Origin of the sequence: Streptomyces otsuchiensis, from assembly GCF_004305975.1 — a bacterium.
GTDB classification, from domain to species: Bacteria; Actinomycetota; Actinomycetes; order Streptomycetales; family Streptomycetaceae; genus Streptomyces; species Streptomyces otsuchiensis.
In genome coordinates this window covers 1-17,031 of sequence record NZ_BHZI01000129.1, presented here as the reverse complement: position 1 = coordinate 17,031, position 17,031 = coordinate 1, and the positions used below count along the sequence as shown (strand labels likewise).

Genomic DNA, 17,031 nt, shown 5'->3' with positions numbered 1-17,031 from the left:
GGGCCGGTCGGGGCCGGGACAGCCCGGTGGCGGCCCCGGGCGGGGCCGCCACCGTGGGGCGGTTCAGTCCTGGCCGCGTCCGATGAGCTTCCAGGCGGCCGGGAGGGCGCCCATGGCGAGCACGGCCTTGAGGGCGTCGCCGATCAGGAACGGCACCAGGCCGGCGGCGATGGCCTGCCCGGCGGACATGCCGGTGGCGAGCGCCAGGTAGGGGACGCCGACGGCGTAGATGGACAGGCTGCCGGCGGTCATCGTCGCCGCGGTGCGCAGCGCGGTGCGGTCACCGCCGCGACGGGCGAGCGCGCCGACGACGACGACGGCGAGCAGGAAACCGAGGACGTAGCCGAGGGTCGGCATGGCGTAGCCGGAGCTGGCCTCGGCGAACCAGGGCACCCCGGCCATGCCGACGGCGGCGTAGAGCATCAGGGAGAGCAGGGCGCGCAGCGGGCCCAGGGCGACGCCGACGAGCAGGACGGCGAAGGTCTGGCCGGTCACCGGGACGGTGGAACCGGGCACCGGCAGGGTCAGCTGTGCGGCGACCCCGGTGAGGACGGCGCCGCCGAGTATCAGCGCGACGTCGCGGACGCGCGCGCTGGGAACGGTGCGGGCGGGCAGCAGGTCCGCGAGGACCGCACCCGGCCGGGTGACGACAGCGGCTGTGCTCATGCGAATCTCCAGGCTGGTGGGACGGGAATACCATTTGACCAGCTGCCGGGCCGGAGTTCCCCTGAGCCCTGCGACAACGTAACGGCCGTCGATTCATAGGTTCGGTGGTTGCCCTGACGGGGCGTATGGCTCCGGGGCGGCGCCGAGCGGGGCTGCTCGGCGTCCCGAGATCATTACTGCTAGCCTGCGACGGCAAGCGATTCGCATTAATGGCACGCTGCGCAATAACGCCGTCGAAGGGTTACCGACATGGCTGTCTACTCTCTCCCCGAGCTCCCCTATGACTACGTGGCACTCGAGCCGGTCATCAGCGGCGAGATCATCGAGCTGCACCACGACAAGCACCACGCCGCTTACGTGAAGGGGGCGAACGACACCCTCGAACAGCTCGAAGAAGCTCGGGCGAACGACAGCTGGGGCAACATTAACGGCCTGGAGAAGAACCTCGCGTTCCACCTCTCCGGCCATATCCTGCACTCGATTTACTGGCAGAACATGACCGGCGACGGCGGCGGCGAGCCGCTGGAGAAGGACGGCACCGGCGAACTGGCCGACGCCATCGCCGAGTCGTTCGGCTCGTTCGCGCGCTTCAAGGCGCAGCTGTCGAAGGCTTCGGCGACCACTCAGGGCTCGGGCTGGGGCGTCCTGGCCTTCGAGCCGGTCAGCGGCCGTCTCGTGGTCGAGCAGGTCTACGACCACCAGGGCAACGTCGGTCAGGGCTCCGTGCCGATCCTCGTGTTCGACGCCTGGGAGCACGCCTTCTACCTGCAGTACCGCAACCAGAAGGTCGACTTCGTCGAGGCGATGTGGCGCGTCGTGAACTGGCAGGACGTGTCCGCCCGTTACACCGCCGCCAAGCAGCGCGCCAACACCCTGCTGCTGGCGCCGTGACACCGGTGCCGTCCGTAGGCCGCGCCGCCCGCTGAGGGCGGGCGGGGCCGGGGACGGCGCCGCGTACCGCGACGGGGCCCGGTGGCCCGCCCTCCGTGGAGGGTGGACCGCCGGGCCCCGTCGTCTGTGTGCCCGCTGCGGCCCGCACCGGCCGCACCGCCCCGCCCGCGCGCGGCGGGCGGTGCGGCCGTTCAGCGGGCGGCCGTTCAGTCGAACTTGGGGCCCTCGGTGCGGGTGCGCTTCAGCTCGTAGAAGCCGGGGGTGCCGGCCACCAGCAGGGTGCCGTCCCAGAGCTTTCCGGCCGCCTCGCCCTTGGGCGCGGGGGTGACGACGGGGCCGAAGAAGGCGACCCGCTCGCCGTCGGCGCCGGGGACGGCGATCACCGGGGTGCCGACGTCCTGGCCGACCAGGTCGATACCGGCGCTGTGCGAGGCACGCAGCGCCTCGTCGTACTCCTCGCTCTCCGCCGCCTCGGCCAGCGCGGCCGGCAGTCCGGCGTCGGCGAGGGCACCGGCGATGGCGGCGGGCAGGTCCTTCTCCCCACCGGGGTGGAGGCGGGTGCCGATGGCGGTGTAGTAGGAGGCCAGCGCCTCCTGGCCGTGCGCCTGGTCGACGGCGACGGCGACGCGCACCGGACCCCAGCCGGCACGCAGCATCTCGCGGTACTGCTCGGGCAGGTCGTCGCGTCCCTCGTTGAGCACCGAGAGGCTCATCACGTTCCAGCGGACCCGGACGGGCCGGACCTTCTCGACCTCCAGCATCCAGCGGGACGTCATCCAGGCCCAGGGGCACAGCGGGTCGAACCAGAAGTCGGCGGTGACGGGAGCGTTGCTGTCGGACATGCGGATTCTCCTCGACGGAACACACTGCGGGTGATCAACGTACGGCGGCAACGCCGCAGGCGGCGCGGGCATTCCCCCGTGCGACGCCGAGGAGCCCCGTGCGATGCTGACACCGCCCGGGCGGGCGCCCGCCCGAGTGCTCCTCGCGCCGCGCCGTCGGCCCCCTGCCGCGGGCCGATGCCCGTACGGTGTGGCGGAGACCCGGGGCCCCGGTGTGTCCGGGCGGAGGCGCGGTACCGGAGCCAAGAAGAACAAGACGAGGGAGTCGGACCGTGCCAGGAGAGAACCTGACCCGCGACGAGGCACGCGAGCGTGCCCGTCTGCTGACCGTTCACGGGTACCAGGTCTCACTCGACCTGCGTTCGGCCACCGAGCCGGCGCCTGCCTCCGGGCCGCGTACCTTCCGGTCGACGACCACCATCCGGTTCTCCTGCGCGGAGCCGGGTGCCACCAGCTTCGCCGACCTGGTGGCACCCCATGTCCACTCCGTCACGCTCAACGGGGAGTCGCTGAACGCGGACCGCGCCTTCGACGGCACCCGGCTGCTGCTGGCGGGCCTGGCCGCCGAGAACGAGCTGGTCGTCGACGCGCGGTGCGCGTACAGCCGGACCGGTGAGGGGCTGCACCACTTCACCGACCCGGAGGACGGCGAGACCTACCTCTACACGCAGTACGAGCCGGCCGACGCCCGCCGGGTGTTCGCCAACTTCGAGCAGCCGGACCTCAAGGCGCCGTTCGACTTCCGGGTGACCGCCCCCGCGCACTGGACGGTGCTGAGCAACGGCGCCGAGAGCGGACGTGAGCAGCTCGCCGACGGCTCCGGCGCGACCTGGACCTTCGCCACCACCCAGCCGATCTCCACCTACATCACCGCCGTGCTGGCCGGCCCCTACCACCACGAACGCGACCACTGGTCGCGCCGGCTCCCGGACGGCTCCACGCTGGAGATCCCGCTGGGCGCGCTCTGCCGCAAGGGCCTGGCCCGCCACTTCGACGCGGCGGAGATCTTCGACACCACCAAGCGCGGACTGGACTTCTTCCACGACCACTTCGGCTTCCCCTACCCGTTCGGCAAGTACGACCAGGCGTTCGTGCCGGAGTACAACCTGGGGGCCATGGAGAACCCGGGCTGTGTGACCTTCACCGAGGAGTACGTCTTCCGGGGCCGCACCACCGACGCCGCCTACCAGGCCCGGGCCAACACCCTGCTCCACGAGATGGCGCACATGTGGTTCGGCGACCTGGTCACCATGGAGTGGTGGGACGACCTGTGGCTCAAGGAGTCGTTCGCCGACTTCATGGGCGCGTTCTCCCTGGTGGAGGCCACCCGCTTCAGCAGCGGCTGGATCACCTTCGCCAACCGCCGCAAGGCGTGGGCCTACCGGGCCGACCAGATGCCCTCCACCCACCCGGTCACCGCCGACATCCGGGACCTCCAGGACGCCAAGCTCAACTTCGACGGCATCACCTACGCCAAGGGCGCCTCGGTGCTCAAGCAGCTGGTCGCCTACGTCGGCCGGGACGCGTTCCTGGAGGGCGCCCGCCGCTACTTCCAGCGCCACGCCTACGGCAACACCACGCTGCAGGACCTGCTGTCGGTGCTGGAGGAGGTCTCGGGCCGGGACATGGCCGGCTGGGCGAAGTCCTGGCTGCAGAGCGCGGGCGTCAACACCCTCACCCCGCAGGCGGTGTACGACGGGGACGGCCGGCTGACAGAACTCGCGGTGGTCCAGGAGCCCCCGGCCGTCGCCGAGCACGCCCTGCCCTCCGCCCGCGGCGAGGAACTGCGCCCGCACCGCGTCGGCATCGGCCTGTACCGGCGCGACCCGGTCTCCGGGACCCTGCGCCGGTACGCGGCCACCGAGACCGACGTGGCGGGCGTCCGCACCGTGGTCCCCGAGCTGGCGGGCGCCGAGGGCCCGGACCTGATCCTGGTCAACGACGAGGACCTGACCTTCTGCAAGGTCCGCTTCGACGAGCGCTCGCTGGCGACGCTGCGCGACCACCTCGGGGACCTGGAGGACCCGCTGGCGCGCGCCCTGTGCTGGTCGGCGCTGTGGAGCCTGACCCGCGACGCGCTGATGCCGCCCGGTGACTTCCTGACCCTGGTCCGCCGGTTCGGCGGCATGGAGACGGAGATCGGGGTGCTCCAGATGGTGCACGCCTGGGCGCTGAGCGCGCTGGAGCACTACACCGCTCCCGAGCACCACGACGCGTCCGCCGCGGAACTGGCCCGGGCCACCCTCACCGAGCTGCGCCGCGCGGAGCCCGGCAGCGACCACCAGCTGGCGTGGGCGCGGCTGTTCGCCCGCGTGGCGGTCGGCGCCGCCGACCTCCAGCTGCTGGAGCAGCTCCTCGACGGCGCGGCCGACATCCCCGGTCTCGACGTCGACCAGGAACTGCGCTGGAGCTTCCTGCTGCCGCTGGCCGGCCACGGCCGGGCGGACGCGGCGCGGCTCGACGCCGAACTGGCCCGTGACGACACCGCCTCCGGGGTCCGGCACCACACCCGGGCGCTGGCCGCCCGGCCCGACGCCGCTGTCAAGGCGCGCGCCTGGGAGTCGGTGGTGGACGGCGACACCCTCTCCAACGCCCTGCTGGAGGCCACGATCGACGGTTTCGCCCGGCCGGGGCAGTCCGCGCTCCAGGAGCCCTACGCCCGGCGGTACTTCGAGGTCATCGACGGCCTGTGGCGGGAGCGTTCGATCGAGACCGGGATGTCCGTGGTGCGCGGGCTCTTCCCGCACGCGCAGGGCCGCTCCTCGCTGGAGGCGGCCGACCGGTGGCTGGCCGCGCACACGGACGCGGCGCCCGCGCTGCGCCGACTGGTCCTGGAGGCGCGGGACGACCTGTCCCGTGCGCTGCGGTGCCAGGAGCGGGACGCGGCCGGCACGGTCTGACGTGCGCGGGGCGGGGCCCGTCGTGGTGACGATCCGTCATGAGACGTCAGGAGACGTCATGACGGGTCGCCACGGCGGGCCCCCTCCGTCGCGGCGGGCTTACCAACGTCGCGGACGGGCCGGAGGCGTCGGGGCCCCGTCCGTACATCGGCATCCCGGCCGTGCCGCTTGAGCCCCGAGTTGTCCCGGTTCGTCGACAGCCGTGTAACAGGGGTGACCGAGGGCCCGGAGTTGGGCATCACCTCGGCATGAACCACGAAGCCCCGCTCTCGTCCCGCTCGCTCCGGCAGCTCTCGGACCCGTGGCACCGGGTGATGACCCTGCGGGAGTTGCGCGCGCACGGCGTCCCGGCCGAGGAGGCCGAGGAGCGCTGCGCTCCCGGAGGCCCCTGGCAGCAGCCGGCCCCCGGCGTCTTCCTCCTCCACACCGGCCGCCCGTCCGGTGAGGAGCTGTTGCTCTCCGCCGTCCGCTACGCGGAGTCCTGCGGGCGCGACACGGCCTCCCCGGCCGGCGCCGCCCCGGGTGCCGCCCCCGCTGTCTCCGCCTGCGCCACCGCCGGTACGGCGGCCGCCGCAGAGCGGGTCCTCGTCACGGGGATGTCCGCGCTGGCGCTGTACGGCTTCGCCTCCGCGCCCCGGCCGGCACTGCTGGAACGAGTGGATGTGCTGGCGCCGCGCCGGCTGCGCCTGGCGAGCGCCGACAGGGTCCGGGTGAGGCGCTGTCAGACGCTGCCGCGCGCGGTGCGGGTGGACGGGTTCGCGCTGGCGCCGGTGGCCTGGGCGGTGGCGGACGCGGTCGCCCCGCCGGCCGGCCCGGAGACGGTGCGGGCGGTCCTGGTCGAGGCGGTTGCGGGCGGCCGGTGCGACGCGGCGGCCGTGGTAAGGGAGCTGGGCCGGGCCCGGCTGATGTCGCTGCCGCACGTCGTGGGAGCGGTGGAGGCGATGGTGGCGGCCGGACGCGCCGCAGCCGAGGACCGGCTGATGTCGCTGGTGGCTGAGGGCGGGCTGCCCGATCCGTGCTGGAACGTGCGGCTGCGGCTGCCGGGCGGGCCGCAGTTGGCCACGGTGGACGCCTACTGGCCGGACCACGCGGTGGCGGTCCGGCTTGACACCCGGACCGCCCGGCGTGACCTGGCGCGCGAGCGCGCCGAGCGGGAGCGGCAGGAGTCGCTGGAACGGATGGGGGTCACGGTGCTGACGATGACACCGCAACAGGTGCGCACAGAGCCGGAGTTGCGTGCCTCGCTGATCCGCACGGCACTGCTGGCCGCAACCACCCGCCCGCCCGCCGGGTATCTCATGGTGCTGCCTGGTTGAGGAATCAACGGAATCGGTGTCCGAATCCGGCCGACCACTCCCCCGGGCACCGGTCCGAAATCTCCCCTTCGGCCGGGAAACGCGCAGTCACCGTCATCTCATTCTTACAACTTTCTCTCAACTAGCCCCACTCGTGTGCCATTTCCGTATGCTTACCGGCCATCCCCACCCGGATAGCGAACAAGGATGGCCATGACCCGAACAGCCCCGTTCATATCCTCCACCCCACCGGGCATGAGACGCATAACCCGGGCGGCCCTCGCCGCCGGTGTCGTCGTCGCCGTGGCAGCGGGCGGCGTCACCCCCGCCTTCGCCGCCGACAACAGCCCCCTCGCCGTGCCGGACAAGCCGCTGGAGCAGCTTGACGACAAGTTCGGCGCCGAGGACGCGAGCCGCCTCGAAGAGGCCAAGTCCACGGGCGAGGAGCACGTCACCGTGCTCATCGCCACGGAGCCCGGTGAGACCGCCGGCGTCGTCAAGGAGATCGAGGGCGTCACCGGCGCCTCCGTCGGCTTCCTCGAGGACAGCATCGGCTATGTACGGGCCACCCTCCCGACCGGCTCGGCCGAGTCGGCCATCGACAAGGCCGCCAAGAACTCCTCGGTCTTCGCCATCGACCTGAACGAGGAGATCGAACTCCCCGACCCCACCGTGGACACGGCCGGCTCGCAGACCGCCGCCGCCAACGCCACCTACCCGGGGCCGGACGCCAACACCCCCGCGAAGAACCCGTACAACCCCTCGCACGAGATCGGCGCCGTCGACTTCGTCAAGAAGAACCCGCGCGCGGACGGGCGGGGCGTCACCATCGGTGTCATCGACACCGGTGTCGACCTGATGCACCCCGCCCTGCAGGAGACCACGACCGGCGAGCGCAAGATCGTCGACTCGGTCACCGCCACCGACCCGATCGTCGACAACGACCGCACCTGGCGCCCCATGGTGACCGAGGTCTCCGGCGACTCCTTCCGGTTCAACGGCCGCGACTACACCGCGCCGGCGGGTGACTACCTGATCGCGCTCTTCCAGGAGTCCGCCACCCTCGGCGGCGAGATGAACGGCGACCTCGACCGGGACGGCCGCACCGACGGCAGCTGGGCCGTGCTGTACGACCCCGAGGCCGGGACCGTCACCGTCGACCTCGACAACGACGGCGACTTCGGCAACGACACCCCGATGAAGCCGTACAAGGAGAACTTCGACTTCGGCTTCTTCGGCGAGGACAACCCCGACACCCCGATCGCCGAGGCCATCCCGTTCGTGGTGGAGATCCGCCAGGACGTCCCGATGGACCCCTACGGCGGTGACTGGATCGGCCAGACCGCCGACTTCGTCAACATCGGCATCGTCTCCGGCGCGCACGGCACCCACGTCGCGGGCATCACCGCGGCCAACGGCCTGTTCGGCGGCAAGATGAACGGCGCCGCCCCCGGCGCCAAGGTCGTCTCCTCCCGCGCCTGCGTCTTCGGTGGCGGCTGCACCGCCACCGCGCTGACCGAGGGCATGATCGACCTGGTCGTCAACCGCGGCGTGGACATCGTCAACATGTCGATCGGCGGCCTCCCCGCGCTGAACGACGGCAACAACGCCCGCGCCCGCCTCTACACCGAGCTGATCGACACCTACGGTGTCCAGCTGGTCATCTCGGCCGGCAACAGCGGCCCCGGCGCCAACACCGTGGGCGACCCCTCCGTCGCCGACAAGGTCCTGAGCGTCGGCGCCAGCGTCTCCAAGGAGACCTGGGAGGCCAACTACGGCTCCGTCGTGGAGAACCCGTACGCGCTCTTCCCGTTCTCCTCGCGCGGTCCGCGTTCGGACGGCGGCTTCAAGCCCGACATCGTCGCGCCCGGCGCCTCCGTCAACACCATCCCGACCTGGCAGCCCGGTTCCGGTGTCCCCGACGCCGGCTACACCCTGCCCGCCGGCTACGGCATGCTCAACGGCACCTCGATGTCCGCCCCGCAGGTGGCCGGCGCCGCGGCGCTGCTGCTCTCCGCGGGCAAGCAGTGGGGCATCAAGGTCACCCCGTCGAAGCTGCGCGCCGCGCTGCTCGGCAGCGCCAAGCCGGTGAAGGGCCTGCAGGCGTACCAGCAGGGCGCCGGTCAGATGGACACCGTCTCCGCCTGGCACCACATCATCCTGCCGACCGAGCCCTACAGCTACGACGTCAAGGCCCCGGTCAGCCACGAGCTGTCGGAGTTCCTGGCCACCCCCAACAGCGGCCAGGGCATCTACGACCGTGAGACCGGCCCCGCCGTCGGCAAGTCGAAGACCTACGACGTCACCATCACCCGGACCTCCGGCCCCAAGCACTCGGTGCTGCACCAGGTGAAGCTGGAGCAGAACCACCAGAAGACGTTCAAGCTCAAGAGCCTGCCCGTCGTCCTGATGCCGCTGAACAAGCCGGTCACCGTCAAGGTCGAGGCGAAGCCGGGTGCCACCGGCATCCACAGCGCCATCGTCTCCGTCCACGACTTCCGGACCCTGGGCTCCAGCCACCGCGCGCTGGCGACCGTCATCGTCCCGGAGGAGCTGGGCGCGCCCGGCTACTCCTTCACGACCGAGAAGTCCGTGCAGCGCAACGGGCCGGTCTCGCACTTCGTCCGCGTTCCCGAGGGTGCCAAGTCCTTCGAGATCGCCATGGGCGGCCTCGCCGAGGGCAGCCAGACCCGCTGGCTGACCATCAGCCCGTGGGGCATGCCGATGGACGAGCAGGCCGTGTTCTCCTGCTACAACAACTTCGACGACCCGCGGAACAACTGCCGCCCCGACCTGCGGTCGTACAGCAACCCGATGCCGGGTGTGTACGAGCTGGCCGTCGACGCCCGTCGCACCTCGCCGCACCTGAACAACCCGTACACGCTGACCGCTTCCGCGCTCGGCACCGCCTTCGACCCGGCCGTGCAGACCATCGAGGAGGCCACCACCGGTGAGCCGACCGCGGTGGAATGGGACGTCACCAACGACTTCGCCGCCGTCTCCGGCACCCTGGCCGGCGGCGCCCTCGGTTCCTCCAAGACCGAGCGGCCCAGCCTCGTCGACGACGAGCGGGTGATCGTCAGCACCGTCGAGATCGGCGACGACGTCTCGGTCTTCGAGGCCGTCATCGGCTCGCCCAGCGACGCCGCCGCCGACCTCGACCTGTACGTCTACCGTGACGGCACCCAGGTGGGCGCCGGCGCCACCGGCGGTTCCGAGGAGCGGGTCCGGATCAACAACCCGGCGCCCGGCACCTACACCGTCGAGGTCCACGCCTGGTCCTCGCCGGCCGGTTCCACCGAGTACGACTACCGGGACGTCTACTACAGCCCCGGTCTCGGCACCGTCTCGGTCGACGAGGACACCGCGATCGAGCTGGGCAACGGCGAGTCCGCGGCCGTCAGCGCCGAGGTGACGGTCGAGGCCGCCGCCCCGGAGGGCCGCGAGTTCTTCGGTGAGGTCAGCCTCCTCAACGAGCGCGGCACCGCGACCGGCACCGGCAACGTCCGGATCCTGTCCGTCACCGGCTGACGCACCACCCGCACCGCGCCGCACGCGGCGCCACCGCACCACCCCGCCGCCGTACCGGCCACCCGCCGGTACGGCGGCAGGCCCCACCCGGGGCCACCCGGAGGGGCGGGCGCCACCGCGCCCGCCCCTCCGGCGCGTCCACCCTCGCCCGTATCGCCCTCGCCCGCACCGCGCGGCCTCCTCACCGGCCGGCACCGCCGGTTCGCACCGCCGCCGTCCGGGCCGTCCCACCCGTCAACCACCTGTGCGAGGACCCACCCGGATATCGGCTGAGCTGGTGGGCAGCCGCGTGGAAGGATGACCCAAAACGCCACGAGGCAAGGAGATGACCCCAAGGTGCCTGGCAAGAATCTGACCCGCGACGAGGCCCAGCAGCGCGCGAACCTGCTCACCGTCGACGCGTACGAGATCGACCTCGATCTCAGCGGCGCGCAGCAGGGCGGGACCTTCCGGTCCGAGACCACGGTGCGCTTCGAGGCCCGCGAGGCCGCCACCACCTTCATCGACCTGGTGGCCCCGGCGGTGCGCGAGGTGGAGCTGAACGGCGAGGCGCTGGACCCCGCCGCCGTCTTCACCGACTCGCGGATCGCCCTGGACGTCGCGGCCGGGGAGAACGTCCTGCGGGTCGTCGCCGACTGCGCCTACACCAACACCGGTGAGGGGCTGCACCGCTTCGTCGACCCGGTCGACGAACAGGCCTACCTCTACACGCAGTTCGAGGTCCCCGACGCCCGCCGCGTCTTCGCCTCCTTCGAGCAGCCCGACCTGAAGGCCACCTTCGCCTTCACCGTCGCCGCTCCCGAGGGCTGGAAGGTCATCTCCAACTCGCCCACCCCCGAGCCCGAGGGCACCGGCGGCACGCTCTGGAAGTTCGCGCCCACCCCCCGCATCTCCGGCTACATCACCGCGCTGATCGCCGGCCCGTACCACGCCGTGCACAGCACCTGGGAGGGCAACGGCCGCACCGTTCCGCTGGCCGTCTACTGCCGCCCCTCGCTGGCCGAACACCTCGACGCGGACGCGATCTTCGCCGTCACCCGGCAGGGATTCGACTGGTTCGAGGAGAAGTTCGACTTCCCCTACCCCTTCGAGAAGTACGACCAGCTCTTCGTCCCGGAGTTCAACGCGGGCGCGATGGAGAACGCGGGCGCGGTGACCATCCGCGACCAGTACGTCTTCCGCTCCAAGGTCACCGACGCCGCCTACGAGATGCGCGCCGAGACCATCCTGCACGAACTGGCCCACATGTGGTTCGGCGACCTGGTCACCATGGAGTGGTGGAACGACCTCTGGCTCAACGAGTCGTTCGCCACCTACACCTCCGTCGCCTGCCAGGCGTACGCGCCCGGCAGCCGCTGGCCGCACGCCTGGACCAGCTTCGCCAACCAGATGAAGACCTGGGCCTACCGGCAGGACCAGCTGCCCTCCACCCACCCGATCATGGCCGAGATCGGCGACCTGGACGATGTCTTGGTCAACTTCGACGGCATCACCTACGCCAAGGGCGCCTCCGTCCTCAAGCAGCTCGTCGCCTACGTCGGCATGGACGAGTTCTTCCAGGGCGTGCAGAGCTACTTCAAGCGCCACGCCTGGGGCAACACCACCCTCCCCGACCTGCTCGGCGCCCTGGAGGAGACCAGCGGCCGCGACCTGAGCACCTGGTCCAGGAAGTGGCTGGAGACCGCAGGCATCAACGTGCTGCGCCCGGAGATCACCGTCTCCGAGGACGGCACCATGACCGCCTTCGCGATCCGGCAGACCGCACCGCCGCTCCCCGAGGGCGCCCGCGGCGAGCCCGTGCTCCGCCCGCACCGCATCGCCGTCGGCCTCTACGAGCTGCGCGACGGAAAGCTCGAGCGCGTCGAACGCGTCGAGCTGGACGTGGACGGCGAGCTGACCGACGTGCCGCAGCTGACCGGCCGGGCCCGCCCCTCCGTGGTGCTGCTCAACGACGACGACCTGACCTACGCCAAGGTCCGCCTCGACGCCGAGTCGCTGGCGGTCGTCACCGACCACCTCGCCGACTTCACCGAGCCGCTGCCGCGCGCCCTGTGCTGGGCCTCCGCCTGGGACATGACCCGCGACGGCGAGATGCGCACCCGCGACTACCTGGAGCTGGTGCTGCGCGGCATCGGCCGCGAGTCCGACATCGGCGTCGTCCAGACGCTCCAGCGGCAGGCCAAGCTGGCGCTCGACCTCTACGCCGCGCCCGAGTGGCGCGAGGAGGGGCTGACGCGCTGGACCGCCGCCGCTCTGGAGCACCTCCAGGCGGCCGACGCCGGCAGCGACCACCAGCTGGCCTGGGCCCGTGCCTTCGCCGCCACCGCCCGCACCGGCGAACAGCTCGACCTCCTCAACGCGCTGCTCGACGGCGGCGCCACCATCGAGGGGCTGGCCATCGACACCGAGCTGCGCTGGGCGTTCGTCCAGCGCCTCGCCGCCACCGGCCGGGCCGACGACGGCGCGGTGGAGGCCGAGCTCAAGCGCGACGCCACCGCCGCCGGCGAGCGGCATGCCGCCGCCGCGCTGTCCGCCCGGCCGACCGCCGAGGCCAAGGCCGAGGCGTGGGCGAAGGTCGTGGAGTCCGACACCCTGCCCAACGCGCTGCAGGAGTCGGTGATCGGCGGCTTCGTCCAGACCGACCAGCGGGAGCTGCTCGCCCAGTACCGCGACAAGTACTTCGCGGCGCTCAGCGGTGTGTGGGAGTCGCGCAGCCACGAGATGGCCCAGCAGATCGCCATCGGGCTCTACCCCACGCTGGACGTCTCGGAGGACACGCTGAAGGCGACCGACGCCTGGCTGGCGTCCTCGTCCCCGTCGGCGGCGCTGCGCCGTCTGGTGACGGAGAGCCGGGCGGGTGTGGAGCGCGCGCTGCGCGCCCGCGCCGCCGACGCCGGCTGAGCGAGAAGTGACCGGGCCGGGGCAGCCGTTGCGGCCGCCCCGGCCCCGGCGTTTCCCGGGGTCGTCCGGACGCGGGCTCCTGAGCACCGGCTCGATGTCGGGCTCGGGCTCGGGCGGGGAACGGACCCCGGACGGACGCGGAACGGTCCCCTCCGACGGCCTGTCGGCCACCGGCCGCCGCACACCGCTGGCGCGAAGCCGACGCGAGACCGGACGAATTGGCTCGAAAACCAGTTCGCGATAACGGGTATATGACGCCCCGGTGCGCGTCGCGGATCTCGCCCGTAGCCTGGTCGGGTGAATCCGGTGAGCACGCGGTGCACCCTCCGGCACACGTCGAGGGCGGTCGATGAGCAGCCATGAACGGCCGAGGCGTGCGCCCCGGCCGAGGCGTGCGCACGCGACGCGGTCCACCCACGGCGGTCAGTTGCTCGTGCTCGGGATCGTCCTGGCGGTCTTCGCGCTCTGGGTGGTACCCGGGCTGGCGAAGAGCACGCCGGGGGCATCGGTGGGCGAGGGACCGGAGCGGGCCGACGCGTTCGTCGAGGCCTTCGTCTCCCCCCTCCCGGACACGACCGCCGAGTACTACCGGGCCGTGCTCGCGGGCGACTGCCTGGCCCGGCACCGCGGCCCGGACCCGGTACCGGTCCCCCGCGTCGTCGACTGCGCCTCGTCGGCGGCCTTCCTCCGCGTCTCCTCCGTGCCGTCCGCGCTGTCCGCGCCGCCCGGGACCGACGGCGCGGCGCCGGAAGCGAGCGGGGAGACGGCCGGCGACGGCTGCCCGCGCGGCCCCGGTCTGAGCGTCTGGAGCTACCACCCGCCCCGAGGTGAGCCCGTGACGCTCTGCCTCCAGCGGGAGTTCCGCGTCGGCCAGTGCTTCGCCGGCGACGTCACCGCGGAGCCCACCAGCCACGCCGTGCGCGATGCCGACCTGCGGAGCTGGCTCGCGTGCGACGCGGAGCGAACCCCCCGCCCGTACAACACCGTGATGGTGGTGACCGGAACGCGGGCGGCGCTGCCTGAGGAACGGGACGTGGACTGCTCGGCGGGCTCGCGGGATCCGGCCGACTACTGGTACTGGGTCGTCAACGAGGGCACGACGCTGGTGTGCGCCACCTTCGCCCCGGGCCGGACCCCGCCGTGACGCACGCGGGGCGACCGCGTCGGCAGCCGGTCGGGACACCGGTCGGGACACCGCGCACCGCCACGGCCACCGCCCGCCCTTGCGCGCGGCGCTGAGCGGACGCGGGCACGCCGGAGCGGGCGCCGCCGTGCGGCGCCCGCGTCACGGTGCCGGACGGGTCAGGACGTCGGCTTGCGCGTCTTGTCGGTCAGCATGACCAGACCGGCGATCACCGCGAACAGGACGATCGGCGCGATCACGAAGTAGCCCAGCGTCTCGACGACGCTCAGGCCGGGACCCGGGTCGTCACCGTCGTCGCGGCGCAGGGCGTGGGCAGCCGGAGAGGTCGCCATCAGCATCATCATGGTGCCGAGGGTGATGGCTCCGGCGCGGACGGTGCGCTTCTTGTTCTTGTTGACCACGGTCCTAAAGTAACGAACGCCCTGCCCGGCCCCGCGCCCGGGGTCCGGCAACCGGCGCGCCGCACCACGACACGCCCCCTGCCTCAGCCGCCGCCGTCCAGTTCGGCGCGGACGGCGGCGGTGAGGGCGTTCAGGCGGGGTGAGGCGACCAGCTGTTCCAGGGACATGGGCCGGCCGTCGGCGCCGGAGACCGGCAGCCGCCAGTTCGGGTACTCCCGCCAGGTGCCCGGCACGTTCTGCGGGCGGCGGTCGCCGACGAGGTCGGGGAGCCAGAGTCCGAGCAGCCGGGCTGGCGTGCGGGCCAGGAAGCGGTAGGCGGCGGTGATCTGCTCCTCCTCGCCGCCGTCGGCGGTGAGCAGGCCGAGCCGCTGGAAGGTCTCCAGCCAGTCGGCGGTCTCCGCCCGGGCCCGCTCGCGCGCGACCCGCGGGTCGCCGTCGAGCAGGCCGAGGCGCAGCCGCAGGGCCACGTCGTCGTCACCGAGGCGGGCGGCGGCAGGTGGCAGGTCGTGGGTGGTGACGGTGGCCAGGCAGCTCTGCCGCCACCGCCACGGCGGCAGGGCCGGGCTGTCGGTCTTGTCGTACTCGCGCTCGAACCACAGCACGGAGGTGCCCAGCATCCCCCGCCCCGCCAGCTCTTCGCGGACTCCCGGCTCGACGGTGCCGAGGTCCTCGCCGACCACGACGGCGCCCGCCCGGTGCGCGGCCAGCGCGACGGCGCCGAGCATCGCGCGCGAGTCGTAGGTGACATAGGTGCCGTCGGTCGGCGACGCCCCCTCGGGGATCCACCAGAGCCGGAAGTGACTCATCACATGGTCGACGCGCAGCCCGCCCGCGTGGCGCAGCAGACCGGCCAGCAGCTCCCGGTACGGGGCGTACCCGGAGGCGGCCAGGCCGTCGGGACGCCACGGCGGCAGTCCCCAGTCCTGGCCCTGGGCGTTGAACGCGTCGGGCGGCGCGCCGATGGACATCCCGGAGGCCAGCGCGTCCTGGTGCGACCACGCCTCGGAGCCCTCGGGGTGCACGCCGAGGGCCAGGTCGTGGACGAGCCCGATCTCCATGCCGGCGGCGCGGGCGGACTGCTGCGCGGCGGCGAGCTGGCCGTCGGCGAGCCAGGAAAGCCAGGCGTGGAAGTCGGTGCGTTCGCCGGTGTTCGGCACGGGCCCGCGCGCTGTCGGCGGAGGCCGGGTCGCGCAGGCCGGGCGGCCAGGAGCGCCAGTTCGGTCCGTGCAGTTCCGTCAGCGCGCACCACAGCGCGTGGTCGTCGAGCGCGCCTCCCTGGCTCTCGCGGTAGGCGGCGTACTCGGCGGCGCGGCCCGGGGTGAGCGGTACGGTCCGCACCAGTTCCAGCGCCTCGCGCTTGAGCGCCCAGACGGCGTCCCGGTCGATGGGGGCGGAGCGGTGGAGGACGGCCTCGCGCAGGGTCCCGGCGCGGACCACGAGCGCGGTGGCGCGGACGGCCGCGTCACCGTCGAGGTAGCGGAACTCGGGGACGTCCTCGACGCGCAGGTGCACCGGGTCGCAGAAGCGGCGGGTCGCGGGGCGGTACGGGGAGGGGTCGGTGGCCTCGCCCGAGACGGCGGGCACCGCGGCGTGCAGCGGGTTGATCTGGATGAAGTCGGCTCCGGCGGTGCGGCCCGCCCAGCCGGCCAGCTCGGCCAGGTCGCTGAGGTCACCCATGCCCCAGGAGCGGGCGGAGAGCACCGAGTAGAGCTGGAGCAGCAGGCCGTGGGCGCGCCGCTGAGGGGTGGGGAGCCGGTCGGGGGTGACGAGGAGGTGCGCGTGGGCGGACCGCCCGTCGGCGGTGTGGGCGCGCAGCAGGTGGCTGCCGAGCGGCAGGCCGGGGCCGAAGCCGCGCTCGTCGCCGTCCTCGGTGCGTACGCGTAAGACCGTGCCCTCGGGGACCGGGGGCAGGTCGGCGGGGGCGGTGGGACCGTCGCCGATGACGACGGTGGGGGGCAGCAGGCGGGTCTCGGTGCGGCGGCGGTGGAGTTCCAGCTCCTCGCGCACGGAGTCCTCCGTGGTCGCGTCCACGCCGAGGGCGCCGAGGACGGCGATCACGGTCTCGCGGGGCACATCCACGCGTCGGTCGGGTGAGGGCCGGTAGGAGGTGGCGACGGAGTGTGCCGCGGCGAGCCGCGCGAGCTGTCTCATTCGACCCCCGTGACCCCCGTGGATTCCGCGCCGCCGCGGGCGTCGCCCTGCAGGCCGGTACCGGTCGGCTCGGAGGTGAGCGGCAGCTGCGCGGAGAGCGGCTGCTCGGAGGTGAGGGGTGAGGTGTCGGCCAGCGGGGGTTCGCTGGTCAGCGGGGCCGCCACGCCGGACTGCGAGCTGGAGCCGTCGAGGCCCGAGTCGGGGTCGGTGAGGGCGGAGAGGTCCAGTTCGCCGGTGTCCCACAGTTCGGGGGCGGCGTGTTTGGCGGGCTCGTCGCCGGCGGTGGTGCCGTCGGGGGCCGGCTGGGTG

The 17,031-nt window shown here is 72.8% G+C and carries 10 protein-coding genes and 1 pseudogene; 6 read left to right on the top strand and 5 right to left on the bottom strand.

What is annotated here, in order from left to right; genetic code table 11:
• Positions 1 to 63: 63 nt before the first annotated feature.
• On the bottom strand, positions 64 to 666 hold the full coding sequence (locus E0D90_RS14105; RefSeq protein WP_103500246.1) for a biotin transporter BioY: 603 nt from the start codon (positions 664 to 666) through the stop codon (positions 64 to 66).
• Positions 667 to 915: 249 nt separating this feature from the next.
• Here E0D90_RS14105 and E0D90_RS14100 point away from each other — a divergent pair, with 249 nt between their 5' ends.
• Positions 916 to 1,557: a superoxide dismutase gene (locus tag E0D90_RS14100; protein ID WP_103500245.1), complete on the top strand. Its 642-nt coding sequence runs from the start codon at positions 916 to 918 to the stop codon at positions 1,555 to 1,557.
• A 206-nt stretch (positions 1,558 to 1,763) separates the two neighbouring features.
• Here E0D90_RS14100 and E0D90_RS14095 read toward each other — a convergent pair whose 3' ends face one another.
• Entirely contained in the window at positions 1,764 to 2,399 is a 636-nt protein-coding gene (locus E0D90_RS14095; protein WP_130798456.1) for a mycothiol-dependent nitroreductase Rv2466c family protein, read from the bottom strand.
• Between the two features lie 272 nt (positions 2,400 to 2,671).
• Here E0D90_RS14095 and pepN (E0D90_RS14090) point away from each other — a divergent pair, with 272 nt between their 5' ends.
• The 5 genes from pepN (E0D90_RS14090) to E0D90_RS14070 all read left to right on the top strand — a co-directional run bounded on the left by pepN (E0D90_RS14090) (position 2,672) and on the right by E0D90_RS14070 (position 14,170).
• Positions 2,672 to 5,299, top strand: a complete 2,628-nt coding sequence (gene pepN / locus E0D90_RS14090; protein WP_130798454.1) for an aminopeptidase N — start codon at positions 2,672 to 2,674, stop codon at positions 5,297 to 5,299.
• A 248-nt stretch (positions 5,300 to 5,547) separates the two neighbouring features.
• The gene (locus E0D90_RS14085) at positions 5,548 to 6,615 is read left to right on the top strand and encodes a hypothetical protein (protein ID WP_130798452.1); all 1,068 of its coding nucleotides are present in this window, start codon (positions 5,548 to 5,550) and stop codon (positions 6,613 to 6,615) included.
• 234 nt (positions 6,616 to 6,849) lie between these two features.
• Positions 6,850 to 10,125, top strand: coding sequence for a S8 family serine peptidase (locus E0D90_RS14080; protein WP_227870215.1), 3,276 nt, complete (start codon positions 6,850 to 6,852; stop codon positions 10,123 to 10,125).
• 336 nt (positions 10,126 to 10,461) lie between these two features.
• Positions 10,462 to 13,026, top strand: coding sequence for an aminopeptidase N (pepN, locus tag E0D90_RS14075; RefSeq protein WP_130798448.1), 2,565 nt, complete (start codon positions 10,462 to 10,464; stop codon positions 13,024 to 13,026).
• Between the two features lie 427 nt (positions 13,027 to 13,453).
• Positions 13,454 to 14,170: a hypothetical protein gene (locus E0D90_RS14070; RefSeq protein WP_130798446.1), complete on the top strand. Its 717-nt coding sequence runs from the start codon at positions 13,454 to 13,456 to the stop codon at positions 14,168 to 14,170.
• 158 nt (positions 14,171 to 14,328) lie between these two features.
• On the opposite strand, the gene E0D90_RS14065 is transcribed toward E0D90_RS14070, so the two are convergent.
• The 3 genes and pseudogenes from E0D90_RS14065 to E0D90_RS14055 all read right to left on the bottom strand — a co-directional run bounded on the left by E0D90_RS14065 (position 14,329) and on the right by E0D90_RS14055 (position 16,949).
• A complete protein-coding gene (locus E0D90_RS14065) occupies positions 14,329 to 14,571 on the bottom strand; it encodes a hypothetical protein (RefSeq protein WP_227870214.1) in 243 nt (80 codons plus the stop codon).
• Positions 14,572 to 14,654: 83 nt separating this feature from the next.
• A pseudogene (gene malQ / locus E0D90_RS14060) lies at positions 14,655 to 16,722 on the bottom strand (4-alpha-glucanotransferase).
• Positions 16,719 to 16,949 carry a hypothetical protein gene (locus E0D90_RS14055; RefSeq protein ID WP_103500291.1) on the bottom strand — a complete coding sequence of 77 codons (231 nt, stop codon included), beginning with the start codon at positions 16,947 to 16,949 and terminating at the stop codon, positions 16,719 to 16,721. Before E0D90_RS14055 ends, malQ begins: the two are co-directional and overlap by 4 nt.
• Between the last annotated feature and the right edge of the window lie 82 nt (positions 16,950 to 17,031).

Bases quoted from the DNA above. Each gene is read 5' to 3' on its own strand.
- E0D90_RS14105 (WP_103500246.1), bottom strand. From the start codon at position 666: ATGAGCACAGCCGCTGTCGTCACCCGGCCGGGTGCGGTCCTCGCGGAC.
- E0D90_RS14100 (WP_103500245.1), top strand. From the start codon at position 916: ATGGCTGTCTACTCTCTCCCCGAGCTCCCCTATGACTACGTGGCACTC.
- E0D90_RS14095 (WP_130798456.1), bottom strand. From the start codon at position 2,399: ATGTCCGACAGCAACGCTCCCGTCACCGCCGACTTCTGGTTCGACCCG.
- E0D90_RS14085 (WP_130798452.1), top strand. From the start codon at position 5,548: ATGAACCACGAAGCCCCGCTCTCGTCCCGCTCGCTCCGGCAGCTCTCG.
- E0D90_RS14080 (WP_227870215.1), top strand. From the start codon at position 6,850: ATGAGACGCATAACCCGGGCGGCCCTCGCCGCCGGTGTCGTCGTCGCC.